This is a genomic window from Streptomyces sp. NPDC004610 (assembly GCF_040609715.1).
Taxonomy (GTDB): domain Bacteria; phylum Actinomycetota; class Actinomycetes; order Streptomycetales; family Streptomycetaceae; genus Streptomyces.
Genome location: NZ_JBEXLA010000001.1, coordinates 415,560 through 439,220, shown reverse-complemented (window position 1 = coordinate 439,220; position 23,661 = coordinate 415,560). Strand labels below are relative to the sequence as shown.

The 23,661-nt window shown below is 73.6% G+C and carries 21 protein-coding genes; 14 read left to right on the top strand and 7 right to left on the bottom strand.

Features of this window, described 5'->3' with window-relative positions; all coding sequences use genetic code 11:
- Window positions 1-179 precede the first annotated feature (179 nt).
- Entirely contained in the window at window positions 180-1,409 is a 1,230-nt protein-coding gene (locus ABZX40_RS01910) for an acyl-CoA dehydrogenase family protein (protein ID WP_355748321.1), read from the top strand.
- 71 nt (window positions 1,410-1,480) lie between these two features.
- Here the strand turns inward: ABZX40_RS01910 and ABZX40_RS01905 are convergent, their stop codons facing one another.
- Window positions 1,481-1,918 (bottom strand): cell division protein SepF, encoded by a 438-nt coding sequence (locus ABZX40_RS01905; RefSeq protein WP_355748318.1) that lies wholly within the window; start codon window positions 1,916-1,918, stop codon window positions 1,481-1,483.
- A gap of 355 nt (window positions 1,919-2,273) precedes the next feature.
- Between ABZX40_RS01905 and ABZX40_RS01900 the strand changes: the two genes are divergently transcribed.
- The 6 genes from ABZX40_RS01900 to ABZX40_RS01875 all read left to right on the top strand — a co-directional run bounded on the left by ABZX40_RS01900 (window position 2,274) and on the right by ABZX40_RS01875 (window position 9,534).
- Window positions 2,274-3,449: a DUF5685 family protein gene (locus ABZX40_RS01900; RefSeq protein WP_355748315.1), complete on the top strand. Its 1,176-nt coding sequence runs from the start codon at window positions 2,274-2,276 to the stop codon at window positions 3,447-3,449.
- Between the two features lie 719 nt (window positions 3,450-4,168).
- The gene (locus ABZX40_RS01895; RefSeq protein WP_355748312.1) at window positions 4,169-5,923 is read left to right on the top strand and encodes an FAD/NAD(P)-binding protein; all 1,755 of its coding nucleotides are present in this window, start codon (window positions 4,169-4,171) and stop codon (window positions 5,921-5,923) included.
- Window positions 5,924-6,031: 108 nt separating this feature from the next.
- Window positions 6,032-6,841, top strand: a complete 810-nt coding sequence (locus ABZX40_RS01890; protein ID WP_355748309.1) for an LLM class flavin-dependent oxidoreductase — start codon at window positions 6,032-6,034, stop codon at window positions 6,839-6,841.
- A complete protein-coding gene (locus tag ABZX40_RS01885) occupies window positions 6,838-7,560 on the top strand; it encodes an LLM class flavin-dependent oxidoreductase (RefSeq protein WP_355748306.1) in 723 nt (240 codons plus the stop codon). Before ABZX40_RS01890 ends, ABZX40_RS01885 begins: the two co-directional genes overlap by 4 nt.
- 4 nt (window positions 7,561-7,564) lie before the next feature.
- Window positions 7,565-8,347 (top strand): DUF1684 domain-containing protein, encoded by a 783-nt coding sequence (locus ABZX40_RS01880; RefSeq protein ID WP_355748303.1) that lies wholly within the window; start codon window positions 7,565-7,567, stop codon window positions 8,345-8,347.
- 284 nt (window positions 8,348-8,631) lie between these two features.
- Entirely contained in the window at window positions 8,632-9,534 is a 903-nt protein-coding gene (locus tag ABZX40_RS01875) for a S1 family peptidase (protein ID WP_355748300.1), read from the top strand.
- 121 nt (window positions 9,535-9,655) lie between these two features.
- Here the strand turns inward: ABZX40_RS01875 and ABZX40_RS01870 are convergent, their stop codons facing one another.
- Window positions 9,656-10,252, bottom strand: coding sequence for a TetR/AcrR family transcriptional regulator (locus tag ABZX40_RS01870; RefSeq protein WP_355748298.1), 597 nt, complete (start codon window positions 10,250-10,252; stop codon window positions 9,656-9,658).
- 160 nt (window positions 10,253-10,412) lie between these two features.
- Between ABZX40_RS01870 and ABZX40_RS01865 the strand changes: the two genes are divergently transcribed.
- A complete protein-coding gene (locus tag ABZX40_RS01865) occupies window positions 10,413-11,426 on the top strand; it encodes a saccharopine dehydrogenase (RefSeq protein WP_355748295.1) in 1,014 nt (337 codons plus the stop codon).
- Window positions 11,427-11,485: 59 nt separating this feature from the next.
- Here ABZX40_RS01865 and ABZX40_RS01860 read toward each other — a convergent pair whose 3' ends face one another.
- Window positions 11,486-12,556, bottom strand: coding sequence for a DUF3533 domain-containing protein (locus ABZX40_RS01860; protein ID WP_355748293.1), 1,071 nt, complete (start codon window positions 12,554-12,556; stop codon window positions 11,486-11,488).
- Window positions 12,557-12,733: 177 nt separating this feature from the next.
- Here ABZX40_RS01860 and dnaE point away from each other — a divergent pair, with 177 nt between their 5' ends.
- The 3 genes from dnaE to ABZX40_RS01845 all read left to right on the top strand — a co-directional run bounded on the left by dnaE (window position 12,734) and on the right by ABZX40_RS01845 (window position 18,509).
- Window positions 12,734-16,390: a DNA polymerase III subunit alpha gene (dnaE, locus tag ABZX40_RS01855; RefSeq protein WP_355748290.1), complete on the top strand. Its 3,657-nt coding sequence runs from the start codon at window positions 12,734-12,736 to the stop codon at window positions 16,388-16,390.
- Window positions 16,387-17,379, top strand: coding sequence for a hypothetical protein (locus ABZX40_RS01850; protein ID WP_355748287.1), 993 nt, complete (start codon window positions 16,387-16,389; stop codon window positions 17,377-17,379). Before dnaE ends, ABZX40_RS01850 begins: the two co-directional genes overlap by 4 nt.
- A gap of 272 nt (window positions 17,380-17,651) precedes the next feature.
- Window positions 17,652-18,509, top strand: a complete 858-nt coding sequence (locus tag ABZX40_RS01845; protein WP_355748284.1) for an alpha/beta fold hydrolase — start codon at window positions 17,652-17,654, stop codon at window positions 18,507-18,509.
- An 84-nt stretch (window positions 18,510-18,593) separates the two neighbouring features.
- Here the strand turns inward: ABZX40_RS01845 and ABZX40_RS01840 are convergent, their stop codons facing one another.
- Window positions 18,594-19,610 (bottom strand): lytic polysaccharide monooxygenase, encoded by a 1,017-nt coding sequence (locus ABZX40_RS01840; protein WP_355748283.1) that lies wholly within the window; start codon window positions 19,608-19,610, stop codon window positions 18,594-18,596.
- A 310-nt stretch (window positions 19,611-19,920) separates the two neighbouring features.
- Here ABZX40_RS01840 and ABZX40_RS01835 point away from each other — a divergent pair, with 310 nt between their 5' ends.
- The gene (locus tag ABZX40_RS01835) at window positions 19,921-20,370 is read left to right on the top strand and encodes a GNAT family N-acetyltransferase (protein ID WP_355748280.1); all 450 of its coding nucleotides are present in this window, start codon (window positions 19,921-19,923) and stop codon (window positions 20,368-20,370) included.
- Window positions 20,371-20,416: 46 nt separating this feature from the next.
- Here ABZX40_RS01835 and ABZX40_RS01830 read toward each other — a convergent pair whose 3' ends face one another.
- Complete coding sequence (locus ABZX40_RS01830; RefSeq protein ID WP_355748277.1) at window positions 20,417-20,551, bottom strand: hypothetical protein; 135 nt, start codon at window positions 20,549-20,551, stop codon at window positions 20,417-20,419.
- A 222-nt stretch (window positions 20,552-20,773) separates the two neighbouring features.
- Here ABZX40_RS01830 and ABZX40_RS01825 point away from each other — a divergent pair, with 222 nt between their 5' ends.
- Complete coding sequence (locus ABZX40_RS01825; RefSeq protein ID WP_355748274.1) at window positions 20,774-21,397, top strand: class I SAM-dependent methyltransferase; 624 nt, start codon at window positions 20,774-20,776, stop codon at window positions 21,395-21,397.
- Window positions 21,398-21,523: 126 nt separating this feature from the next.
- Here the strand turns inward: ABZX40_RS01825 and ABZX40_RS01820 are convergent, their stop codons facing one another.
- Both ABZX40_RS01820 and ABZX40_RS01815 read right to left on the bottom strand, forming a co-directional pair.
- Window positions 21,524-22,036: a DUF402 domain-containing protein gene (locus ABZX40_RS01820; RefSeq protein ID WP_355748271.1), complete on the bottom strand. Its 513-nt coding sequence runs from the start codon at window positions 22,034-22,036 to the stop codon at window positions 21,524-21,526.
- Window positions 22,017-22,946, bottom strand: a complete 930-nt coding sequence (locus tag ABZX40_RS01815) for a GNAT family N-acetyltransferase (protein ID WP_355748268.1) — start codon at window positions 22,944-22,946, stop codon at window positions 22,017-22,019. Before ABZX40_RS01815 ends, ABZX40_RS01820 begins: the two co-directional genes overlap by 20 nt.
- Before the next feature lie 99 nt (window positions 22,947-23,045).
- Here ABZX40_RS01815 and ABZX40_RS01810 point away from each other — a divergent pair, with 99 nt between their 5' ends.
- Window positions 23,046-23,414 carry a GntR family transcriptional regulator gene (locus ABZX40_RS01810; protein WP_355748265.1) on the top strand — a complete coding sequence of 123 codons (369 nt, stop codon included), beginning with the start codon at window positions 23,046-23,048 and terminating at the stop codon, window positions 23,412-23,414.
- The last annotated feature ends 247 nt before the right edge of the window (window positions 23,415-23,661 follow it).

Below are 23,661 nucleotides of genomic sequence, written 5' to 3'. Positions count from 1 at the left end.
GCGCCGTGGGGATGCGCGGGTCGGCCGAGGCCGCTCGCCCTCGGCCCGGCTTGCTTCCCCCGGCTCAAGAACCCCGCCTCCGATTCGCCGCCGTTTCAGCGCTGGATAAGGCGAGCGCGTGGCCGTAGCGTCAGGGGCGTTCCTAGCGGTGCTAGTTTTTGGTGCTCTGGAGGTTCGCCATGTCCGTGAAGCCCCCGTCCCCGTCCTCTACTTCTTCCTCCTCCCCGTCCTCCCCGCGCGTGCGGTTCGATCCCCGGGATCCCCTCGGGATCGATGAGCTGCTGGCGCCCGAGGACCTTGCCGTGCGGGACTCCGTGCGGCGGTGGGTGGGGGAGCGGGTCGGGCCGTCGGTGGCGGAGTGGTTCGAGAAGGGGGAGCTGCCCGGGGTCCGGGAGCTGGCGCGGGAGCTGGGGGCGCTCGGGGCGCTCGGGATGTCGCTGGAGGGGTACGGGTGCGCGGGGGCCAGTGCCGTGCAGTACGGGCTGGCCTGTCTGGAGCTGGAGGCGGGAGACTCCGGGATCCGTTCGCTGGTGTCGGTGCAGGGGTCCCTCGCGATGTACGCGATCCACCGGTTCGGGAGTGAGGAGCAGCGCGAGGAGTGGCTGCCGCGGATGGCGTCCGGTGAGGTCATCGGGTGCTTCGGGCTGACCGAGCCCGATCACGGGTCGGATCCCGCGTCGATGCGGACGTACGCGCAGCGGGACGGGTCCGACTGGGTGCTCACCGGGCGGAAGATGTGGATCACCAATGGGTCGGTCGCCGGGGTCGCGGTGGTGTGGGCGCAGACCGAGGAGGGGATCCGGGGGTTCGTCGTGCCGACCGGCCTGCCCGGGTTCGCCGCGCCGGAGATCCGGCACAAGTGGTCGCTGCGCGCCAGCGTCACCAGCGAGCTGGTGCTCGACGAGGTGCGGCTGCCCGCCGACGCCGTACTGCCGGAGGCGATCGGGCTGCGTGGACCGCTCAGCTGTCTGTCGCACGCCCGGTACGGGATCGTGTGGGGGGCGATGGGCGCGGCGCGCAGCTGCTTCGAGGCGGCCGTCGAGTACGCCAAGACGCGGGAGCAGTTCGGGCGGCCCATCGGCGGGTTCCAGCTGACGCAGGCCAAGCTCGCCGACATGGCGGTCGAACTGCACAAGGGGATTCTGCTCGCCCACCATCTGGGGCGGCGGATGGACGCCGGGCGGCTGCGGCCGGAGCAGGTCAGTTTCGGCAAGCTGAACAATGTGCGCGAGGCGATCGAGATCTGCCGTACCGCGCGGACGATCCTCGGTGCCAACGGGATCTCGCTGGAGTATCCGGTGATGCGGCACGCGAGCAATCTGGAGTCGGTGCTCACCTACGAGGGCACGGTCGAGATGCACCAGCTCGTGCTGGGCAAGGCCCTCACCGGGCTGGACGCCTTCCGCTGACCGGGTGACGGGGGCGCGGGGGCCGGCGCCGGCGGGGCGAGCGTGGGCAGGGCCGGGTGAGCGGCCCCGCCTCAGCTCTGGTTGAAGAAACCGTCCGAGCGATGCGCGGCCGGCTCACCGGTGACGATCTCCGTGTCGGCCGGGGTGAGCAGGAACACCCGGTTCGACACCCGCTCGATGGAGCCGCGCAGCCCGAAGATCAGGCCCGCCGCGAAGTCGACCACGCGCTTGGCGTCGCCGGCCTCCATCGCCGTCAGATTCACGATGACCGGGACCCCGTCCCGGAACAGCTCGCCGATCGCGCGGGCGTCCCGGAAGCTGTCCGGGGTGACCGTGGCGATCCGGCGGCCCTTCTCCTGCGCGGAGTCCGTGGCGACCTTGACCCGGGGGTCCGTGACCCAGGCGTCCCCGGGCTCGTTCCTCTCGTAGCTGTCGTCGTCGTAGTAGCGCTCGTCTTCGCTGTCGTCGACGAGGCCGAGCCACGCACTCGCCTTGCGCACCGATCCCATGGACGCCTCCTCTCACTGCGGTCTGTTCTGCGTTCCGCATCCCTATGGTCATCCATGATGCGTGTGACGCGCCAAGTGGATAGACGCCGCGCGGGGGGTTTGTGACGGTACTGGTGCACAGCCGATCCGTCGAGAGCCCGTGTGCCCCAAGGCTTCCCAAGGGTCCTGACCCTCATGGCTGCTGACTGTGAGTGAAATATGACTCTTCGGGGCGTACGGGTGATGGACGGGGTCGTACGGGTGAACGAGATCGAAGGGTGCGGGCGGCCGGTCGGCCGATACCATGCGGTGCGGGGGCGCCTGTTCGACGGGGCGTCAAGATCGCGCGCAGCGCGGGGGAGCACGGGGGAGCACCATGTTCGGGATCGTCAAGCCCTGCCGTCATCGGCTCGGGGAGCGGCTCACCACACAGTGGATGGCGCATTTGTGCGGGCTGTGCCTCGCCTTGCGCAAGGATCACGGGCAGTTCGCCCGGGTTGTCACCAATTACGATGGGCTGCTGATCTCCGTTCTGACGGAGGCTCAGCTCGCCGGGGCGGTACGGGAGACGGGCGCCTGGCGGCGGACCGCCGGGCCCTGTCCGCTGCGCGGGATGCGCACCGCCTCCGTCGCCAAGGGCGAGGGCGCCCGGCTCGCGGCGGCGGTGTCGCTGGTGCTGGCCTCCGCCAAGGTGCGCGACCATGTCGCCGACGGGGACGGGCTGCTGGCCCGGCGTCCGGTCGCGCTGGCCGCCCGCCGGGTCGCCGACAGCTGGGGGCGGGCCGGGGCCCGCGGTGGCTCGGCCGTCGGCTTCGACACCGATGTCCTGGTCGACGCCGTCGACCGGCAGCTCGGCATCGAGGCCCTCGCCGGACCCGGCACCCCGCTGCTCACCGTCACCGAGCCCACCGAGTCGGCCACCGCCGCCGCCTTCGCGCACACCGCGATCCTCGCCGCGCGCCCCGGCAACGCCGCACCCCTCGCCGAGGCCGGGCGGCTCTTCGGGCGCCTCGCCCATCTGCTGGACGCCGTCGAGGACCGGGACGCGGACGCCGAGGCCGGTGCCTGGAACCCGCTCACCGCCACCGGCACCCCGCTCACCGAGGCCCGCCGCCTCGCCGACGACGCCGTGCACGGCATCCGGCTGGCGCTCGGGGAGGTCGAGTTCGAGGAGGGACGGCTCGCCCACCGGCTGCTCGTCCATGAACTCCCCGCCTCCGTCGACCGCGCCTTCGGTACGGCGTCCTGCGCCACACACGCCGCCCACGGCAGCCATGGCGCTCACGGCACCGGCCCCTACGCGCCGCCCGACTCGCCCGGCACCCCGCAGCCGCCCGAGCCGCCACGCCGCAGACGCGGACTGATCGAGGGCTGCGCGGTGTTCCTCGCCCTGGGCTGCACCTGCCAGCTCTGCTGCGGGGAGTACGAGGACCCGTGGACCGGCGAGCGCAAGCAGGGCGGCTGCGACGGCTGTGACTGCGGTGGCTGCTGCGAGTGCGGCAGTTGCTGTGACGGGTGTTGCTGTGATGGGTGCGGGGGTTGTAACTGCTGAGCTATCGCCGGAGGAACGGCTTCGGCTGCTGAGCCACCGCCGGCGGAACGGCAGCGACTGCTGAGCCACTGTCAGAGGAGCGGCTGCGGCTGCTGAGCGACCGCTGATGACAGGGCTGCGACTGCTGAGCCGCCGCTGGCGAGAAGGCTCAACCGTTGAGTCACCGCTGAGCCACGCTGAGGAAAGGCGAACGCTGACGCGAGGGGCGCGTGTGAAGGCGAAGGGGTGCGCGTCCCCGCCGGACGGTTCGGGCGGCGGGCGGGAGACACGAGGGCGTCCGCTCAGCGGGCGGACGCGGGCCGTGCAGCAGGGGTCAGCTCAACAGGAACAGGACCACACTCGACCGAGGTCGATGTGGGAGCGGGTGACCAGCCACTGCTGCGGATGCATGGGGCAAGTGGAACAGGCATCCGGTTCCGCGTCAACCGGCTCCCGCCGCGCTGCTCACAGTTCGGACAGCCTTGACAGGGCCCGCGAACCGGCCCGTACTCTCATCGCACCACGGCCCTGCTGAGGGGCTCGGCCGTGCCGCGCCGCCCGTCGGCGCCCGTGTGAAGGCATCACCGGTGTTCGAGTTCCCGGCGTTCTCGAACCGTCGTGTCATGGAGCCTTCGCATGCCTTCCAGGGCCTTCAGATCCTCCCGCGCCTCCCACCCCGCCCGCGCCCCCCGCGCGCCCCGCCCCTTCCTCGTCGCCCTCCCGCTCTCCGGGTCCGTCCGATGAGGGGCTCCCTGGTGATCGTCGGCGCCGGGCCGCGGGGGACCGGGGTCATCGAGCGGATCGCCGCGAACGCACCCGAGCTGTACGCCGGTACGGGCCTCGACATCCATCTCGTCGACCCGCATCCACCGGGCGCCGGGCGGATCTGGCGCGAGGGCCAGTCGCCGCTGCTCTGGATGAACTCGCACGCCGAGGACGTCACCATGTTCACCGATGACACCGTGACCATGGAGGGACCGGTCCGGACCGGGCCCACCCTGCACGAATGGGCCGGTGTCGACGGGTCCGCCTTCGCCGGCCGCCGGCTCCAGGGCGCCTATCTGCGCTGGGTGCACGAGCAGGCGGTGGCCGCGCTGCCGCCCGGCGTCACCGTCCACCACCACGCCACCCGGGCGGTCCGGGTCAGCGGACCGCGCGAGGGACGCCAGCGAGTCTGGCTGGCGGACCGGCCGCGCCCGCTCCTCGCCGACCTGGTGGTGCTCACCCTCGGCCATCTCGACGCCGAACTCGACCCCGAGCAGCGCGAACTGGCCGCGTACGCGCGCGAGCACGGGCTGATCCATCTGCCGCCCGAGTTCACCGCCGACAGCGACCTCGACGTCCTCCCGGCCGGGGAACCGGTGGTGGTGCGCGGGCTGGGGCTGGCCTTCGTCGATCTGATGGTGCTGCTCACCGAGGGGCGCGGCGGGCGGTACGACGGCGACACCTATGTGCCCTCGGGCCGGGAGCCGGTGCTGTACGCCGGGTCGCGGCGCGGAGTGCCGTACCACGCGAAGATCGGGTACGGCTTCGACGGGGAGCGTCCGCCGCTGCCGAGGTTCCTCGGGCCCGCCGAGATCGACGCGCTGCTCGCCCGGCCGGACGGCGTCGACTTCCGCCGGGACGTCTGGCCGCTGGTGGTCAAGGAACTCGGCTTCGCCCACTACCACCGGCTCTTCCACGCCCACCCCGGGCGCACCGGCATGGACTGGACCGTCTTCGAGGAAAAGTACGCCGCCGGGGACGCCGCCGAGCGGGCCGCGCTCGCCGAGGCCGCCGTGCCCGACCCGGCCGACCGGCTCGATCTCGCCCGGCTCGACCGACCGCTGACCGGGGTGCGCCACGGCTCCCACGAGGAGGCCCAGCAGGCGCTGCGGGAGTATGTCGAGCGGGATCTGAACCGGCGTCATGACCCCGCGCACAGTCCCGACCTGGCCGTCTTCCTCGCCCTGCTGTCGGTGTACGGGCAACTGATCCGGCTCGGGGACATCGGGTCCTGGTGGCACGGGTTCTTCAGCTATCTGGCGTCCGGTCCGCCCGGCCCCCGGCTGCGGCAGCTCCAGGCGCTCTCCCGGGCCGGGGTGGTGCGGTTCGTCGGCGCCGATATGGAGGTTGCCGCCGAGGGCGGGGTGTTCCGGGCGTCCAGCCCGACCGTGCCGGGGTGGAGCGTTCAGGCACGGGCGCTGGTCGAGGCGCGGCTGCCGGAACCCACCCTGGACCGCGCCCGCGACACCCTGCTGCGCGAACTGCACGCCGACGGGGCCGCGTCCACGCCGGACGGGCTGCTCGCGGTGGACCCGGCCGACGGACGGGTGCTGGACCGGGCCGGGACCCCGCACCCCCGGCGGTTCGCGCTCGGCCCGCCCACCGACGGCAGGGGCGCCGGGGCGTTCACCCGGCCGCGCACCGGCGGCCCGGCGTTCCGGCAGAACGACGCCACCGCGCGGGCGGTCCTCAGATTCCTCGCGGCCCGGAGCGCATCCGCGGTCGCCTGAACGGTTCCTGTCCGTGTCCGTGTCCGTGTCCGTGTCCGTGTCCCGGTACCAGTCCCCGTCCCTGTTCCCGCCCCTCACCCTCCCGACCTCTGCGAAGGGCTTACCTCGATGACCTCCTCGTACGGCCGCGGTTTGCCGCATCTCGCTGCCGCCGTCGATTCCCGGGCGGCGGGCGACGCCGGGCCGGTGATCGAGCTGATCCGGCTGGCCGAGCGCGGCGGGCTGGACTTCGTGACGCTGGACGACGGCCGCGGCGCGCTGGACGCGCCCGGGACCCTCGCCCACGCGGTCCCCGTCACCAGCCGGATCGGGCTGGTCGCCCGGACCGCCGGGCCGGACGCCGCGGCGGCGCTCGGCACGCTCGACTGGATCAGCGGGGGCCGGGCCGGGGCGTGTACCGAGGGGCCGGGGGCGGCCGGGGACGTGGTGCGGGTGGCCGACGCGGCGGCCGGGCGGGCCGGGCAGTGGGCCGATGTGGTGCTGGTCGGCGCCGGCGGCCCCGAACAGGCGGCGGCGGCACGGGCCGAGGTGCGCCGGGAGGCCGCCGCCGCCGGGCGCGACCCGGCCGGTGTCCGGGTGCTGGCGGCGCTGCTGGTCGACCTGGGGGACGGGGAGCGGGCCGCCGAGCCCGGCCATGGCGGCGGCGGGCCGCGCTTCACCCCGAGCGGTCCCCTGTACCGGGGTGGGCCGGTCGATCTGGCCGAGCTGATCACCGGCTGGCACTCGGGCGGGGCGGTGGACGGCTTCCATCTCACCCCGGTCGAGCCGCGCCGGGATCTGGAGCGGCTGGTCAACGGGACGGTGGGGCTGTTGCAGCACCGGGGGCTGTTCCGCACGTTCTATCCCGGCAGCACCCTGCGCGAGCATCTCGGGGTGGGGGCGCGGCGGTTCGGCGCGCCGGCCGAGGGTGCGGCATGACGACGGACGGGTGGCTGCGGCTGGGGGTGCGGCTGCCGCTGGACGCGCCCGGGATCACCTACCCGGTGGTGGAGCGGCTGGCGCGGACCGCCGAGCGGGGGCTGCTCGACTTCGTGCTCGCGGACGGGGCGGGTCCGGCCGCCGACCCGGTCACCGTGCTGAGCGCGCTGGCCGCCGTCACCGAACGGATCGGGCTGGTCGCCGGGGTGCGGCGGGGCGGCGGACCCGGACCGGCCCGGCGGGTGGCGGGACTGGACCGGCTGAGCGGGGGACGGGCCGGGCGGCTGGGCGGGACGGGGGAGCCAGGTGCGCCGGGTGGATCGGGTGCGCCGGGTGCGCCGGGTGCGCCGGGCGGGTCGGGTGCGCCGGGCAGGTCAGGCGCATCGGGTGCGTCGGGGGAGCCCGGGTGGCCCGGGTGGCCGGTCGTCGCCGTGGGGCGGGGGGACCCGGGGTGGGCGTCCGCCGATCTGCGGATGCTGGGGCCGGTCGGGGTCGACGGGCCGCCCGAGGAGGTCGCCGACCGGATCCTCGGCGCCCCGGTACGGCGGGAAGGCGCCGATGGACTGCTGCTCGCGCCGCGCGGAGTCCCGGACGGACTCGACGCGTTCGTGGACCGGGTGATCCCGCTGCTGCGCGGGCGCGGTGTGCTGCGGATGGAATACGGGGGTGCGACACGGCGCTCCCACCTGGGGCGGAGTGCCCCGGTAAGGAAGGGTTAGGTACATGACGGACGCAACCGATGCGTGGAAGCGGTGGCACGAGGGGCGCCTGGAGTCGGTCTCCGCGCCCTACGGACCGCTCGCGCTGACCGGCACCCACTGGCTGGAGGACTATCCGGACGGTCGAATTCCGGCCACTCCCGGGGTGTGGACCGCCGACGGCGACGCGGTGGTCCTCACCGCCGCCGCGGACGACGCGCTGACCCTGGACGGGGAGCCCTTCACCGGCCGGGTCCGGCTGGCCGTCGATCAGGGTCCGGCGGGGGCCGCCCGGGTGGCGCACGGGGCGCGCAGGCTGGTGGTGTTGGAGCGCGAGGGCAGCTGGGGCGTGCGCGACTTCGACCCCGCCACCACCGCACGCCGCGACTTCGGGGGCATCGACGCCACCCCCTATGAACCCCGCTGGTCGGTGCCGGGCCGGTTCACCCCGTACGACGCCCGGCGCACCGTCCGGGTCGCCAATGTGGACGGCCGGGAACGCGGGCTGGGGTTGGGCGGAGAACTGGCGTTCGTCCTGGACGGGCGGGAACTGACCCTTCAGGTGTCGGTGGAGGGCGATGGCTCGCTGTGGGCCGTGTTCGCCGACGCCACCAGCGGGAACGGCAGTTATCGGTTCCGGTTCCTGCGGCCCGCCGCGCCGGACGCCGAGGGGCGTACGACCGTCGATTTCAACCGGGCCCTGCTCCCGCCCTGCGCCTTCGCCGATCACTTCCTCTGCCCCTTCCCGCCCCCCGGGAACCGGCTGGACGTGGCGGTCGCGGCGGGCGAGCGGAACGTCGCCGGCTGACGGCACAGGACCGTCCCCGGAAGCGGAACATGGCCGACCGGTGACGGGGCACCACCCGACGACACCGGGAATCCACAGGTAACGGCCGTCGCCGCCCCGGACCTCTCCGGGGCGCGCGGCCGAAAGGCACCCTTGCGCCGATCGGCCGTGCCCCCGAATACTCCCCCTCAGCGCTTGTCAGGGTCACGGCATAACCGGAATCCGGTCTCCCCTGCCCCCGACTGCGCCTCACGGGCCCCGACCCCACGAGAGGGCCCCCGACTTCCCCTGTGGAGGAACGAAAAGTGAGGATCAAGCGCACCACCCCCCAAAGCGGAATCACGAGACGGACCCGGCTGATCGCCGTCACCACCGGACTCGTGGCCGCGGCCGCGATCGCGATCCCCAGCGCGAACGCGTCGGACGTCACCCCGTTCAGTGCCAACCAGCTCAGGAGCGCCGGTGACGCGGTGCTCAAGGCCGATGTCCCGGGCACCGCCTGGGCCGTCGACAGCAAGACCAACCGGGTGCTGCTCACGGTCGACTCGACCGTGTCCGCGGCGGAGCTGGCCGAGATCAGGCAGCAGGCCGGGGCCAACGCCGACGCCCTGACCGTCAAGCGCACCCCGGGCACGTTCAACAAGCTGATCCAGGGCGGCGACGCCATCTATGCGACCAGTTGGCGCTGTTCACTGGGCTTCAACGTCCAGAACAGCAGCGGTACCCAGTACTTCCTGACCGCCGGTCACTGCACCGACGGCGCGACCACCTGGTACTCCAACTCCGCCCGTACCGCGGTCATCGGCTCCACCACCGGCTCCAGCTTCCCGGTCAACGACTACGGCATCGTCCAGTACTCCGGGTCCGTCGCCCGGCCCGGTACCGCGAACGGTGTGGACATCACCCGGGCCGCCACCCCGGGCGTGGGCACCGCCGTCATCCGCGACGGCTCCACGACCGGTACGCACACCGGGACGGTCACCGCCCTCAACGCGACCGTCAACTACGGTGGCGGCGACATCGTCTACGGGATGATCCAGACCAATGTCTGCGCCGAGCCCGGCGACTCCGGCGGCTCGCTCTACGGCAGCAACGGCACCGCCTACGGTCTGACCTCCGGCGGCAGCGGCAACTGCACCAGCGGCGGGACGACGTTCTACCAGCCGGTCACCGAGGCGCTCAGCGCGTACGGCGTGAGCGTGTACTAGGCGCTCCGCCGCACCCCGTTGACGGAACGGTCTCCCAGCGAGCCCCCGCGCATCCGGTGATGTGCGGGGGCTCGTTCGTTCGTGTGCGGTGCCCGGGGCGGGGCCTCCGTGTTCTCCGACGTCAGGCTCTCAGGCCCGTGGGCGGGCCCGGCCCGTTCAGGATCAGCCCGGTCAGCACCTCGATCGCCGCCGCCTCCGTCGCCCGGCCCCGGGTCAGTTCACCGGCGAGGGCCTCCGCCGCCCCCAGCAGCGCGGCGCAGCGCAGCCGCAGGGCGGCGCGGGACAGACCGGAGTAGGGGGCGAGGGCGTCGGCCATCAGGGCCGTGTAACCGTCCGTCAGCTCGGACCGGGTCGTCTCCATCTCCGGGTTGCCCTTCAGGGCGGCGGAGACGGCGGTGACCTCCGGCATGTCCCGGGCGCAGCCGAAGTACGCGGTGCTGATCACCCGGGCGACGGCGTCCTCGGTGGGGGCGGTGTCCCGCAGCGCCTGTGCGGTGGCCGTGCGATGGCGTTCGTCGAGCCGCCGGTAGAGGGCGAGCAGCAGACCGGGCCGGGTGCCGAAGTGGTCGTAGACGATCGGGCGGCTCACCCCGGCCGCCTCCGCGAGGGTGACCAGGGTCAGTCCGTCGGTGCCCTGGGCGCGGACCAGTGCCGCGGCGGTGTCGAGCAGTTGCTCCCGCCGGGCCTGCTTGGACAGCCGGGTGGGGGTGGTCGCCATGGCGCTGACCCGTTTCTCGCTGTGGTCTCTGTGGTCTCTGTGGTCTCTGTGGTGCGGTGCCTGGTTGCCGAGTTTAGGTTACATATCGTAGGTTACAAAATGTAGGCTACGGTTTGTAGCTTGTGGATCGGCAGGGCGAGTCGGGAATGAGGGACAGGGCATGAGGCATGGGCGACCGGTACTGATCCTGGGTGGTTCGGGGCAGGCGGGCTCGGGGACCGCGCGGCTGCTGCGGCACTGGTATCCGGAGCTGCCGCTGACCGTCGCCGGGCGGGACCTCGGCCGGGCCCGGCGGGTGGTCGGGGAACTCGGCGCGGCGACGGCCGTGACCGTCGATCTGGGGCGGGACGATCTGGGCCTGCCGGCCGGGCCGGAGTACGGGGCGGTGGTGGCCACGCTCTGGGACGACCGGCTGAACGGGCTGGAGTACGCGCGGCGGCTCGGGGTGCCGTACGTCAGTCTCTCCAGTTCGCTGCCGGACATCGGGGTGGAGGTGGTGGCGGGGCTCCAGCGGCCGGTGCCGCTGCTGCTGGCCAGCCAGTGGTGCGCGGGGGTGCTGTCGCTCGCGGTGCTGGACCTGGCCCGGGAGTTCGGGCGGGTGGACGCCGTCCGGATCGCCGCGGTGCTGGACGGGTCGGACACCGGCGGGCCCGCGGGCGTCGCGGATCTGGAGCGCTGGTCCACGGTGACCTCGGCGGGGCTGGAGCGCCGGGACGGCCGGTTCATCTGGGTCGACGGCCCGGAGGCGGATGTGGAGGTGCCCACCCTCGACGGCCGGGTGCTCATCGGCCGCAGTACGCCGGTCCTCGATGTGCCGAGCCTCGCCCTGGCCACCGGTGCGCGGGATGTCCGTTTCGCCTTCGCGGTCGGGGAGTCCGAGGGGAGCCGCCGGGGGGCCGGTCCCTCCGTCGAGATGCGGATCGACCTGCGCGGGACGGGGACGGACGGCGCACCCCGGCGGGTCACCCGCGCCCTGGTCCATCCCGAGGGGCAGCGCCCGCTGACCGCGCTCGGTCTGGCCCTCGGCGTCGAGCGGCTGCTCGGACTGCGCGGGGACGGGCCGGCGGCGCCGGGGCTCTACACCCCGGAGACCCTGATCGACCCCGTCTACGCGGGGGAGCGGCTGGGGGAGATCGGGGCGCGGTGGGTGGAGGTGGGAGTGGGAGTGGGGTGAGGCGGGGCGAGGTTCGTGGGGGTGGTGCTGAAGCCGGGGTACCAACGCGGTGGACGCCCTCAGCCCGGCCGTGCCGTCGCCGCCTCCGTCAGTCGCTGTCTGCGGTGCAGCCCCGCTGCCAGCAGGGTCAGCAGGATGCCGCCCAGGGCCCAGGCGGAGAGCACCAGCAGGGCGGAGGTGAGGGCGTTGCCGTGGAAGTAGGCGATCGAGCGGGCCGCCCAGGTGCCCGCGCCCGGCGGCAGCGCGGGGCCGATGGCCTGCCAGAACGGGGGCAGCATCGGGTAGGGGAAGGCGCCGCCCGCGCTGGGGTTGCCCGCGATCACCACCAGCAGGATCGCCAGCCCGATCCCGACGATCCCGAAGATCCCCTGGAGGGCGAGGGTGGCCGCGCCGACCGCGAAGGTGATCAGCGCGCCGAGCCCCCACAGCGCCGCCACCGGGCCGGGCAGGGCGTCCAGGACCGGCCCGACGACGATCGCGCCGCCCAGCCCGCCGACGATCGCCACCAGCGCCATCGCCCCCAGCCGGATCACCGCGCGGCGCGGATCGGCGGGCCGGGCCCCGGTGCTGATCGCCAGGATCGAGGCGCACAGATAGCCGCCGACACACCAGCCGACCACCAGATAGAAGGACGACAGTCCATTGAAGTCCTGCGGTGAGGCCGGGGCCACGTCGACGGTCCGCACCGCGCGCCCCCGGGTCTCGTCCACCGCGCCGACCAGGCGTTCCAGGGTGGTGGCGAGGGCGGTGCCGCCACCGGAGGCGACCAGGAGGGTGTCGGTGGCGCGGGCCGGGTCCGTGATCAGGGCGCCGTCGATCGTCCGGTTCAGGATCTGGTCGCGGGCGGTCGCCTCGTCGGGCACCGGGCGCGGGTCCAGCGGGGAGCCGGGCAGTTCCGCCAGCCGGGTCACCGCCGGTCCGGCCGCGGCGGCGGGGGCGACCACCCCGAAGGGCACGTCCCGGGGTTTCGGGTCGTGCAGCGCGCCCACATAGGAGGCGATGAACAGCAGCTGGAGCGCGACCACGCCGATCACCAGCAGGGTGGCCCGGGGGGTGACGGCGTCCCTCACCTCGGCGAGGAACCCGTGCCGGGGCGGGGGTCCGGCGGTCGGTGGCATGCCCTGTGTCATGTCCTCACGGTCCGGGGCCGGGGGCGTTTGCGCAGGTGGGAGGCGGCCGAACGGATGTCGTACTAGCGTTCGAAGATGAGCGGGGATGGGGGTATGGTGGGCGATGGAAGTTGTGGGAACTGATGTTCGACAGGGCGGGCTCGAAGCGGAGCCGGCCCACCAGTGCGGGAGGTGCGGGTGCCGGGCTTCACGCATCTGCACACCGTCTCCGGGTTCTCCCTGCGCCACGGCGCCTCGCACCCGGAGCGGCTGGCCGAGCGCGCCGCCGAACGGGGCATGGACGCCCTCGCGCTCACCGACCGCGACACCGTCGCCGGGGCCGTGCGGTTCGCCAAGGCGTGCGCGAAGGAAGGGGTACGGCCCCTGTTCGGCGCCGATCTGGCGGTGGAAGCCCCTGATCCGGCGGCGCGGCGACCGGGGGCGGGGGCGGGGGCGAGTGCGGGTGCGGGGGGCCGATCGGATTCGGGTGCGGGGCGGTCGGGTTCGGGGGTGGGGCGACCCGGCTCGGCGGCAGAGCGTTCCGGCCCGGCGGCGGGGCGTTCCGGCTCGGCGGCGGGGCGTTCCGGCTCGGCGGCGGCGGGGCGTTCCGATCCGGCGATGGCCGAAGGAGCCGACCCCCTCGGTCGCCCCCGGCGCCGTACCCCGGTCCGCGGCGGTGCCTTCATCGATGAGTCGACCCCGCGTGTCACCTTTCTCGCCCGGGACGGCGCGGCCGGCTGGGCGGATCTGTGCCGGCTGATCACCACCGCCCACCAGCACCCCGACACCCCGCTGCTGCCCTGGCCCGGCAACCACGCCGACGGCCTCACCGTGCTGCTCGGCCCCGACTCGGACATCGGCCGCGCCCTCGCCGCCGGCCGCCCGGACCGCGCGGCCCGGCTCCTCGCCCCCTGGCGCGAGGTCTACGGCGACGCCCTGCGCCTGGAGGCCGTCTGGCACGGCCGCGAGGGCACCGGCCCCGGCTCCCTCCGGCTCGCCGCCCGCACCGTCGGCTTCGCCGCCGAACAGCGCGTCCGCCCCGTGCTCAGCAACGCCGTACGGTACGCGGACCGAGGCATGGGCCCGGTCGCCGATGTGCTGGACGCGGCCCGCCGCCTCGTCCCCGTCGACCCCACCAAGGAACTGGACTCCGGTGAGGCCTGGCTCAAGGGCGCCGACGCCATGCTGCGGGCCGCCGAACGGATCGTGGAGGCGGCCGGGTTCCGGCGTGACACCGCCCACCGGCTGCTGGAGCAGACCCGGGCCACCGCCGCCGAGTGCCTGGTCGACCCCGAGGACGACCTCGGCATGAACAGTGTGCACTTCCCCGAACCGGGCCTGGTCGGCGCGGGGCGGCGCGACGCCCGGCGGGTGCTCGCCTCCCGGGCGGCGGCGGGCATGGTGCGCCGCGGCTACACCGACCGCCGCGCCTACTGGGAGCGGATGCACGACGAACTGGACATCATCGACCACCACGGCTTCGCCACCTACTTCCTGACGGTGGCCCAGGTCGTCGACGACGTACGGGCGATGGGGGTCCGGGTCGCCGCCCGCGGCTCCGGCGCCGGTTCCCTGGTCAACCATCTGCTCGGCATCGCGCACGCCGACCCCGTCGAGCACGGGCTGCTGATGGAGCGGTTCCTGTCCAAGCGCCGCCAGGTGCTGCCGGACATCGACATCGACGTGGAGTCCGCGCGCCGCCTCGACGTCTACCGGAGGATCATCGACCGGTTCGGCGCCGAGCGGGTCGCGACGGTCGCGATGCCGGAGACCTACCGGGTACGGCACGCGGTCCGGGACGTCGGCGCCGCCCTGTCCATGGACCCCGCCGACATCGACCGCATCGCCAAGTCCTTCCCGCACATCCGCGCCCGGGACGCCCGCGCCGCCCTGGCGGAACTGCCCGAACTGCGCGAACTGGCGGCGGAGGTACGCCGTGAGGAACGGCGCTACGGCCGGTTCTGGGATCTGGTCGAGGCGCTCGACGCCCTGCCGCGCGGGATCGCCATGCACCCTTGCGGGGTCCTGCTCTCCGACGCCGGGCTGCGCTCGCGCACCCCGGTGATGCCGACCAGCGGCGAGGGCTTTCCGATGGCCCAGTTCGACAAGGACGACGTGGACGACCTCGGGCTGCTCAAACTCGATGTGCTCGGGGTGCGGATGCAGTCGGCGATGGCCCACGCGGTCGCCGAGGTGGCACGGGCGACGGGAGAGCGGATCGACCTGGACGCGGTCCGGGACGGCGATCCGGCGACGTACGCGCTGATCCGGTCGGCCGAGACGCTGGGGTGCTTCCAGATCGAGTCGCCGGGGCAGCGGGATCTGGTGGGGCGGCTCCAGCCGGCCGACTTCGGCGATCTGGTCGTGGACATCTCACTCTTCCGGCCAGGACCGGTCGCCGCGGACATGGTGCGGCCGTTCATCGAGGCCCGGCACGGCCGGGCACCGGTGCGCTACCCGCACCCGGATCTGGAGGGGCCGCTGAAGGAGACGTACGGGGTCGTCGTCTTCCATGAGCAGATCATCCATATCGTCCACATCATGACCGGCTGCGGGCTCGACGAGGCGGACCGGGTGCGGCGCGGGCTGTCCGACCCGGAGTCGCAGGGACGGATCCGGGTGTGGTTCGCCCAGCACGCGGCGGCCCGGGGCTATGACGCAGAAACGATTCAGCGCACCTGGGAGATCGTGGCGGCGTTCGGGTCGTACGGCTTCTGCAAGGCGCACGCGGTCGCCTTCGCCGTACCGACGTACCAGTCGGCCTGGCTGAAGGCCCATCACCCGGCGGCCTTCTACGCCGGGCTGCTCGCCCATGACCCCGGGATGTACCCCAAGCGGCTGCTGCTGGCGGACGCGCGGCGCAGGGGGGTGCGGGTGCTGGGGCTTGATGTGAACCGGTCGGGGGTCGCTCATCAGATCGAACTGGTGTCTGATTCAAGGATCGGGGAGGGGAAGGAATGGGGGCTGCGGCTCGCGCTCCGCGATGTGCACGGCATCAGCGAGGCCGAGGCCGCGCGGATCGCGGACGGACAGCCGTACGCCTCCCTGCTGGACTTCTGGGAACGGGCGCGGCCCAGCCGGCCGCTGGCCCAGCGGCTCGCCCAGGTCGGCGCGCTGGACGCGTTCGGCGCCAACCGGCGTGATCTGCAACTGCATCTGACCGAGCTGCACCGGGGCGCGCGCGGCGCGGGCGGCGGACAGCTTCCCCTGTCCGGGGGACGCCGGACCGCCTCCGCCGGGCTGCCCGACCTCTCCCCGGCCGAGCGGCTCAGCGCCGAGCTGGGGGTGCTGTCCATGGACACCTCGCGCCATCTGATGGACGACCACCAGGAGTTCCTGCGCGAGCTGGGGGTGGTGTCGGCCAAGCGGCTGCGGGACGCCCGGCACGGGGAGAGCGTGCTGGTCGCGGGCGCCAAGGCGGCCACCCAGACCCCGCCGATCCGGTCCGGCAAACGGGTCATCTTCTCCACCCTGGACGACGGCACCGGCCTGGTCGACCTCGCCTTCTTCGACGACTCGCACGACGCCTGCGCCCACACCGTCTTCCACTCCTGGCTGCTGCTGGTGCGCGGAGTGGTGCAGCGGCGCGGCCCGCGCAGCCTCAGCGTGGTCGGCTCCGCCGCGTGGAACCTCGCCGAGCTGATCGAGCTGCGCGCGGAGGGCGGCCTCGACCGGGTGGCGGCGCGGCTGGCGGAACCGGAGCCGGGGGAGGGAGAAGGGGATCTCACTCAGGGGCGCCGGATCCGGCTGCCCACCGGGTACGAGCTGCATCCATGGGCCGATCTGCGTCCGGCGGGGCAGGACCCCGCACAGCTGAGGAAGTTGTGGCACCAGAGTCCGGGGAGTGCGGGATGACCGTTCTGTGCGTACGTTTTCAGCTGCCGAGGGACGGCGACGCGGTGGCCGCGCCCGAGGGTGCCCTTCCGGGGCTGCTCGCCCTGCTGGAGGAGTTCACCCCGGTCGTCGAGGCGCTGCCGCCCGACGGGGCGCTGGCCGATCTGCGCGGCGCCGAGCGGTACTTCGGGCGGGACGCGGTGCAATTGGCGTCGGTGATCCGGGTCCGCGCCCTGGCCCGGTACGGCGTCGACTGCGTGATCGGCGCCGGGCCCGGCCCCCTGCTCGCCCGGCTCGCGCTGCGGACGGCCCGGCCGGGGGTGACCCGCGCGGTGCCCGGGGACCCGGACGGGATCGCGGAGTTCCTCGCCGGGCAGCCCGTCGGCGCGCTCCCCGGGGTGGGCGCCGCGACCGCCCGCACCCTGTGCGGATACGGCCTCGACACCCTCGGCGCGGTCGCCGCCGCGCCGCTGTCCACCCTCCAGCGGCTGATCGGCGCGAAGGCCGGACGCGTGCTGCACGAGAAGGCGAACGGGGTCGATCGCGGGCGGGTGGTGCCGAACGCCGTCTCCGCCTCCCTGGTCGCCGAGCGCGCCTTCGACCGGGACGAGCTGGACCCCGACCGGCATCGGCGGGCGCTGCTCTCGGCCGCCGGGGAAGTGGGCGGCCGGCTGCGGGCGCTGGAGAAGATCTGCCGGGGGCTCACCCTCACCGTGCGGTACGCGGACCGGTCCGCGACCGTCCGGACCCGCACCCTGCGCGAACCGACCGCGCACTCCGCCGCGCTGGTCCGGGAGGTGTACCGGATGTACGAGGCGCTGGGGTTGCAGCGGGCGCGGGTGCGGGGGGTGGCGGTGCGCGCGGAGGGGCTGGCCGCCCGGGAGCGGGGGGCTCAGCAGCTGACCTTTGATCCGGTGGACGAGAAGGTGCGGCGGATCGAGGCGGTCGCGGATCGGGCGCGGGCGAGGTTCGGGGAGAGGGCGGTGGTGGCGGGGAGCTTGGCGGCGTAGGGGGGTGTGGGGCGGTCTTTTTGGGTGCGGGTGGGTGGGGGCTGGTCGCGCAGTTCTCCCCCAGAGGGGGTACCCCCACCCTCGGAGGGGGTACCCCCAGCGCCCCTGAGAAGAAGGGCGTCGCCCTGACCGGTGTTCGGGAGGTTTTACTCGACCGTAACTTCCCCCTTGAACTACCGGTCCGTAACTTGACGGGTGAACAGCATCCTCGTGATCCGGATCACAGGGCGTAAGGCCATCGCAACTCCCTTGAGCCGCAAGGAGATCACCCGATGCTGCCCTGGAGAAGAGTGCTCAGACCGCTGGCGGCGCTGCTGCTGACCGGCGCGCTGGCCATCGTCCCCACCGCCACCGCACAGGCCGCCGCACCGAGCGCGGGCTGGAACGACTACTCCTGCACACCGTCCGCCGCGCATCCGCGCCCCGTCGTCCTGGTGCACGGCACCTTCGGCAACGCGGTCGACAACTGGCTCGGCCTCGCGCCCTATCTGACCAGGCGCGGCTACTGCGTCTTCTCGCTCGACTACGGCCAACTGCCCGGCGTGCCGTTCTTCCACGGGCTCGGCCCGATCGACAGGTCGGCGGAGCAGCTCGACGCGTTCGTCGACAAGGTGCTCGCCGCGACCGGCGCCCGGGAGGTCGATGTCGTGGGGCACTCGCAGGGCGGCATGATGCCCCGGTACTACCTCAAGTTCCTCGGCGGGGCGGCCGAGGTGAACGCCCTCGTCGGCATCGCCCCCGACAACCACGGCACCACCCTGTCCGGGCTGACGAAACTGCTGCCGTACTTCCCCGGCGCCGAGGACCTGCTCAGCAGCGCCACCCCGGCGCTCGCCGACCAGATCGCCGGCTCGCCCTTCCTGACCAGGCTCAACGCCGGGGGCGACACCGTGCCCGGGGTGGATTACACCGTCATCGCCACCCGGTACGACCAGGTCGTCACCCCGTACCGCAGCGCCTTCCTGGACGGTCCCGGGGTGAAGAACGTGCTGCTCCAGGATCTGTGCCCGGTCGATCTGTCCGAGCATCTGGCGATCGGGCTGTTCGACCGGATCGCCTTCCACGAGGTGGCCAACGCCCTCGATCCCGGGCGGGCCAGACCCACCACCTGCGCGTCGGCGTTCAGTTGAGACCGACGCGCCGGGGTGTGCGGTGCGTCCGGGGCCCGGCCGGCCTGAGCCGCAGGCCGGGCCCCGGAGCGCGGGGTGTCCGGATCAGGCGCTGTTGCGCGCCCGGCGCCGCACCGAGGCGAACAGCGCCGCCGAGCCCAGCGCGAGGGCCGCCGCCCCGCCGACCGCGATCATCGGGGTGGTGCTGTCACCGCCGGTCTCGGCGAGGTTGGCGCCCTCGTCGGTGCCGTCCGCCACCGGCTGGGCCGGGGCGCCCGCTGCCTTCGGGTCGTTGCCCGCGTCGGACCCGGAACCGGCCTCGGGGGTCGGGTCGGTCGTGGTGTTCGGGTCGTGGTCGCCGTGCCCGCTGTTCTCGACCGTCGACTTGTCGGTACCGGCGTCGATCTGCTCCTGGGAGGGCGCCGAGGCGGTGGGCGCCGGGGTGCTGCCGCCGCCGGACGTCCCGGTGGTGCCGCCGCTCGCGCCGCCGAAGGTGACGTCCGAGCAGGAGTAGAACGCCTCGGTGCTGTCCGAGCGCTGCCACACCGCGTACAGGATGTGCTTGCCGGACCGCTCGGGCAGGGTGCCGGTGAAGTTGTAGAAGCCGCCGTCCGAGCTGCGGGTGGTGGCGGTCGACGCGACCGGGTTGGCCAGATCCAGATCGCCCCAGGCGAGCGCCTTGGACGGGTCGAAGCCGGGCTTGGTCAGATACACCTTCATGGCGCCCTGGTGCGGGGCCGTCACCCGGAACTTGAAGGTGAACGAACCGGCCTGGACGCTGGTCGCGGGCCAGTCGGCGCGGGCCAGGTCCATCCCCTTGAAGGTGGGGTCGTTGGCGCTGCACAGCTTGCCGTCCGGGATCAGCTGCTGGTGGCGGCCGTCGGCGTTGCCGATGCGGATGCCGTTCCAGTCGTAGAGCGCCTGGGTGCCACCGGCCGCGACCGCCGCCTTGCAGGCCGCGGACTGGGGGTTCTCGGCCCCCTCCGCGAGACACTGCGAGACCCGGCTGACCGGGTTGCCCATCGAGCCGTGCGCGGCGGCGGGGGCGGTGGACAGGGCGGTCAGAGCGAGCGGGGCGATACCGACGGCCGCGACAGCGGCGGCCTTGCGGCGAACGGACATGGGGGCACTCCTCGTAGCGGTCATTCGCGGGATCCCTGGGTGATCCGTGATCCGTGATCGGCGATCCGTGAGCTGTGATCGGTGATCGGTGATCGGTGGTTCGGTGATCTGTGATGGCGATCGGTGATGCGTGACGGCCATCTGCGATCGGTGATCCGTGATCGGTGATCCGTGATCGTGATCCCGTGGGGGCGATCCGAAGCTAGCCCCAAGAAGCCGCCGGATCGGCTGCTGAGAGCGTGCTGAGGAGATCCTTATGCTCGCTTTAAGGAGGTGCTCAGGCTGGGCTCAGGTAGGTACGTTTCGAGCCATGGACGACACAGGGATCCGGGCCGCCACCCAGGAGGACATCGCCGCGGTGAAGGCGGTGACCGATGCCGCCTACCGGCGGTACATCGCCCGGATCGGGGTGGTGCCGCAGCCCATGGAGGCGGACCACGCGGCCGAAGTGGCGGCGGGACGGGTGTTCGTGACCGGTGTGCCGGTGACCGGACTCGTGGTCCTGCGGGCGCGCGCCGACCATCTCTTCCTCGACAGCATCGCCGTGCACCCCGACGCGCACGGCCGGGGTGCGGGACGGCGGCTGCTGGAGTTCGTCGACGCGCGGGCCCGCGCGCTGGGCCTGCCCGAGGTACGGCTCTACACCAACGCCCTGATGTGGGAGAACCAGGAGATCTACCCGCGGTTCGGATACGAGATCGTGGAGCGCCGGACGGACGGGCCCTACGACCGGATCCACTACCGCAAGCCGCTGGACTGAGCGGTCCGGTCCGGGCCGGTCCGGTCCGGGCCGAGGGGGACGCCGGTCAGCTGTCCGGCCACCAGGTGCGGGCGATGTCCTCGCGCACCTCACGCCGGTCCGCGGGACGCTCCTCGCTCTTCTCGCGGAGCCGTCTGGCGTCGGTCTTCTTCAGGGGCTTCTGCACGGTCACGCGGCGCATGGCTGCCTCCTTCAGTGCCTACCCGGGTTCCGTGGCGGCACGGAGGTAGACCCTTTGGGGGAGAGTTCCTCATCCGTGCCGATCTGTCAGTGGCGGACATCACGATTGAAATGTCCTTCGGGTCACATCGGATCACATCAGGTCACATGGGGCGCGGCGGCGGATTCCCGGAACGGCGGGTGATCACGGTCGATTGTCAGTGCCGGGTGTCACTCTGGGTGCATGACGAACGACAGCGACATCACGGTCCCCGCCGGTGCCGGCGACGTGGATTGGGACGCGGAGGCGGCCGGGTTCGACGCCGAGCCGGACCACGGGCTGCGCGACCCGGAGGTGCGGGCCGCCTGGGCGGGCCGGCTGCGCGGCTGGCTGCCGCCGCGCCCCAGCGATCTGCTCGACCTCGGCTGCGGCACGGGCAGTCTGGCGCTGCTCGCCGCCGAGCAGGGCCACCGGGTCACCGGGGTCGACCGCTCCCCGGCCATGGTCGAGCGGGCCAGAGCCAAGCTCGCGGGGCGGGACGCGGCCGTGCTCGTCGGCGACGCGGAGACACCCCCGGTCGGCGAGGAGCGCTACGACGTCGTCCTCGTCCGGCATGTCCTGTGGGCGCTGCCCGATCCCGCCCGCGCCCTGAGCCGCTGGCGTGGGCTGCTGCGCCCCGGCGGCCGACTGGTGCTGATCGAGGGGGTGTGGGGCGCGGTCGCCCCGGTGGGGATCCCCGCCGGTCGGCTGACCGGACTCCTCGTCCCGGCCGCGGCCGAACTGCACACCGAGTCCCTGTCCGGCGAACCGGCACTGTGGGGGCGGGAGGTGACCGACGAGCGGTATGCGGTGGTGGCGGTGGTGTGAGCGGGGGAGGGGGAGGGGTCGCTGGGGTGCCTGGTGTCAGGCCCTGCGTCGGCGGCGCCCCCGAATGAACGCGTGCCCCTACGCCAGCGGTGTTCCGAACCCGAACCCGAACCCGAACCTGTACCTCTACGCCAGCAGCCTCCCGAACCCGAACCCGTCCCCCTTCGCCAGCCCTTCCAACTCCTCCAGCGCCGCCATGGCCGCCGCCGCTGCCTCCGGGTCCCGGTCCGTGAGGCCGCTCTCCGCGAACTCGTCCTCGTCCAGCCGCCGTACGTCCGTGCCGTCCGCCGAGCGCCACAGGTCCAGGTCGAGATCCTCCACGGTCAGCTCACCGCCGCTGAGCACGGCCGGGCGGGTGATGTCGCAGTACCAGCCCTTGGGGACGCCGTCCGCGTCCCGGACCTCCTTCACCGCGTACCAGCGGTCGCGCCAGTAGTACTCGGTGAAGACATCGCCGGGCTCGAACCGGACGAACCCGAAGTCCCGTGCCGTGTCGCCCGCCCAGGGGGCGCGGACGGTGATCCGTACGCCGTCGTCCGCCAGCACTGCGGCGGGGTAGCGGATCTTGATGCGGCCCGCCTTGACCAGGACGACGTCCACGCCCGTGGGGGCGGCCGGGTCAGCCGAGGGTGCGGACATGGCGGACCTCCGTCGCGCAGATGGTGTAGCCGAACGCCTTGTTGATCGCGAGCATCGGCTCATTGCCCGAGTCGTTGCCGGTGATCGCCTCGGTGCAGCCCGCCGCGCGGGCCCGGAGCAGCGAGTCGGTCTTGGCGAGCCGGGCCAGGCCCCGGCCGCGGTGGGCGCGGGCGGTGCCGGTCATGGCGGAGCCGTAGCGTCCGGTGCCGTCGGTGTAGGCGGCGCTGAACGCGGCGGGTTCGCCGTCGACCAGGACGACCGTGGTGAGGGTGTGGTTCAGGAGGGGGTGCTGCCAGGTCTCGGCGAGCCAGGCCGGGTAGTCGGTGAGTTCGGCGGTGATGTCGCCGGGCTCGTCCGAGGTGACCTCGGCGTCCAGGGCGAACAGCGGGCGGGGGTCGTCGGCGTAGTCGGCGCCGGTGCGCAGGGTCACGCCGGGCGGCAGCGGCGGGAGCGGGGGGAGGGCGCCGTCCGTCAGGTCCAGCCGCAGGAAGTGCCCGGAGCGGCTGGGGGTGTAGCCGTGGCGGGCGGCGAAGGCGCGGTGCTCGGGGCGGTCCAGGACCCAGACGAACGCCTTGGCGGCGCCCGCGCTCGCCAGATGCTCCTCGGCGGTGCGCAGCAGCAGCGAACCGGCGCCCTGGCGGGTGCGGTCGGGGCGGACATACACATTGAGGTAGCCATGGCCGGGCTCGGGGCTGTCCAGGGAGAGACCGGTCTCGGCGGTGCCGACGATCTCGCCGTCCACCTCCGCCACCAGCAACCGGTAGTGGGCGCCGGGGCGCTGATGGGTGAGGTCGTGGACCACCGACTCCGGGGTGGCCAGCAGGTGGGGCAGGGCGAGCCGGCGGGCCATGCAGAAGCCCTCGGTGTCGGCCCGGACCCCGGGACGGATGTCACGCACGAGCACGGTCATGTGGGCGCACGCTACGGGGGCCGGGTACCGGGCGCCTCCCAATTTCCGGGGGTCGGGGCGGTCGCGGCGGGCGGGCGGGGGGTGGGGGAGAATCGGACCGTGACCTTGAAGATCCGGATCGATGACAGCGCGCCGCCGTACGAGCAGGTGCGGGCGCAGATCTCCGCGCAGGCCCGGTCGGGGGTACTGCCGGTCGGGTACCGGCTGCCGACGGTGCGGGGGCTCGCCGAGACGCTGGGCCTCGCGGCGAACACCGTGGCGAAGGCGTACCGGGCGCTGGAGACGGACGGGGTGATCGAGACCCGGGGGCGCAACGGCACGTTCGTCGCGGCGGCGGGCTCGGCGGCGGAACGGGAGTTGGCGTCGGCCGCGCAGACATACGCACAGCGGGCGCACCGCCTGGGCGTGCCGGAGGCGGAGGCACTGTCCGCAGCACGGGATGCCCTGCGGGCGGCTTACGGGGGGTGAGGGGGGCCACGCGGCCGGGGACTCCGTACCGGCTGGGGCGCCCCCCGCCCCGACTCTCCCCCGCCCCGCCCCGCCCCGACCTGGCCGGGGTGCCCCGCCCCGCCCTGCCGGGAGGGTGATCCGCCCTGGCGGGGCGCCTCTCTGACCCGGGGGGATCCGCCCGGCCTGGGGGGATCCGCGCTGCCGGGGGTGATCCGCCCCGGTTGATCCGCGCTGGCGGGGATGGCTCCTCGGCCTGGGGTGTTTA

Excerpts from the sequence above, each read along its gene's own strand:
- ABZX40_RS01830 (WP_355748277.1), bottom strand. The coding sequence starts at position 20,551 with ATGCGCCGCGTGACCGTGCAGAAGCCCCTGAAGAAGACCGACGCCAGA.
- ABZX40_RS01890 (WP_355748309.1), top strand. The coding sequence starts at position 6,032 with ATGACCTCCTCGTACGGCCGCGGTTTGCCGCATCTCGCTGCCGCCGTC.
- ABZX40_RS01860 (WP_355748293.1), bottom strand. The coding sequence starts at position 12,556 with ATGACACAGGGCATGCCACCGACCGCCGGACCCCCGCCCCGGCACGGG.
- ABZX40_RS01825 (WP_355748274.1), top strand. The coding sequence starts at position 20,774 with ATGACGAACGACAGCGACATCACGGTCCCCGCCGGTGCCGGCGACGTG.
- ABZX40_RS01865 (WP_355748295.1), top strand. The coding sequence starts at position 10,413 with ATGAGGCATGGGCGACCGGTACTGATCCTGGGTGGTTCGGGGCAGGCG.
- ABZX40_RS01845 (WP_355748284.1), top strand. The coding sequence starts at position 17,652 with ATGCTGCCCTGGAGAAGAGTGCTCAGACCGCTGGCGGCGCTGCTGCTG.
- ABZX40_RS01870 (WP_355748298.1), bottom strand. The coding sequence starts at position 10,252 with ATGGCGACCACCCCCACCCGGCTGTCCAAGCAGGCCCGGCGGGAGCAA.
- ABZX40_RS01850 (WP_355748287.1), top strand. The coding sequence starts at position 16,387 with ATGACCGTTCTGTGCGTACGTTTTCAGCTGCCGAGGGACGGCGACGCG.
- ABZX40_RS01900 (WP_355748315.1), top strand. The coding sequence starts at position 2,274 with ATGTTCGGGATCGTCAAGCCCTGCCGTCATCGGCTCGGGGAGCGGCTC.
- ABZX40_RS01835 (WP_355748280.1), top strand. The coding sequence starts at position 19,921 with ATGGACGACACAGGGATCCGGGCCGCCACCCAGGAGGACATCGCCGCG.
- ABZX40_RS01815 (WP_355748268.1), bottom strand. The coding sequence starts at position 22,946 with ATGACCGTGCTCGTGCGTGACATCCGTCCCGGGGTCCGGGCCGACACC.
- ABZX40_RS01840 (WP_355748283.1), bottom strand. The coding sequence starts at position 19,610 with ATGTCCGTTCGCCGCAAGGCCGCCGCTGTCGCGGCCGTCGGTATCGCC.
- ABZX40_RS01905 (WP_355748318.1), bottom strand. The coding sequence starts at position 1,918 with ATGGGATCGGTGCGCAAGGCGAGTGCGTGGCTCGGCCTCGTCGACGAC.
- ABZX40_RS01820 (WP_355748271.1), bottom strand. The coding sequence starts at position 22,036 with ATGTCCGCACCCTCGGCTGACCCGGCCGCCCCCACGGGCGTGGACGTC.
- ABZX40_RS01885 (WP_355748306.1), top strand. The coding sequence starts at position 6,838 with ATGACGACGGACGGGTGGCTGCGGCTGGGGGTGCGGCTGCCGCTGGAC.
- ABZX40_RS01895 (WP_355748312.1), top strand. The coding sequence starts at position 4,169 with ATGAGGGGCTCCCTGGTGATCGTCGGCGCCGGGCCGCGGGGGACCGGG.
- ABZX40_RS01880 (WP_355748303.1), top strand. The coding sequence starts at position 7,565 with ATGACGGACGCAACCGATGCGTGGAAGCGGTGGCACGAGGGGCGCCTG.
- ABZX40_RS01910 (WP_355748321.1), top strand. The coding sequence starts at position 180 with ATGTCCGTGAAGCCCCCGTCCCCGTCCTCTACTTCTTCCTCCTCCCCG.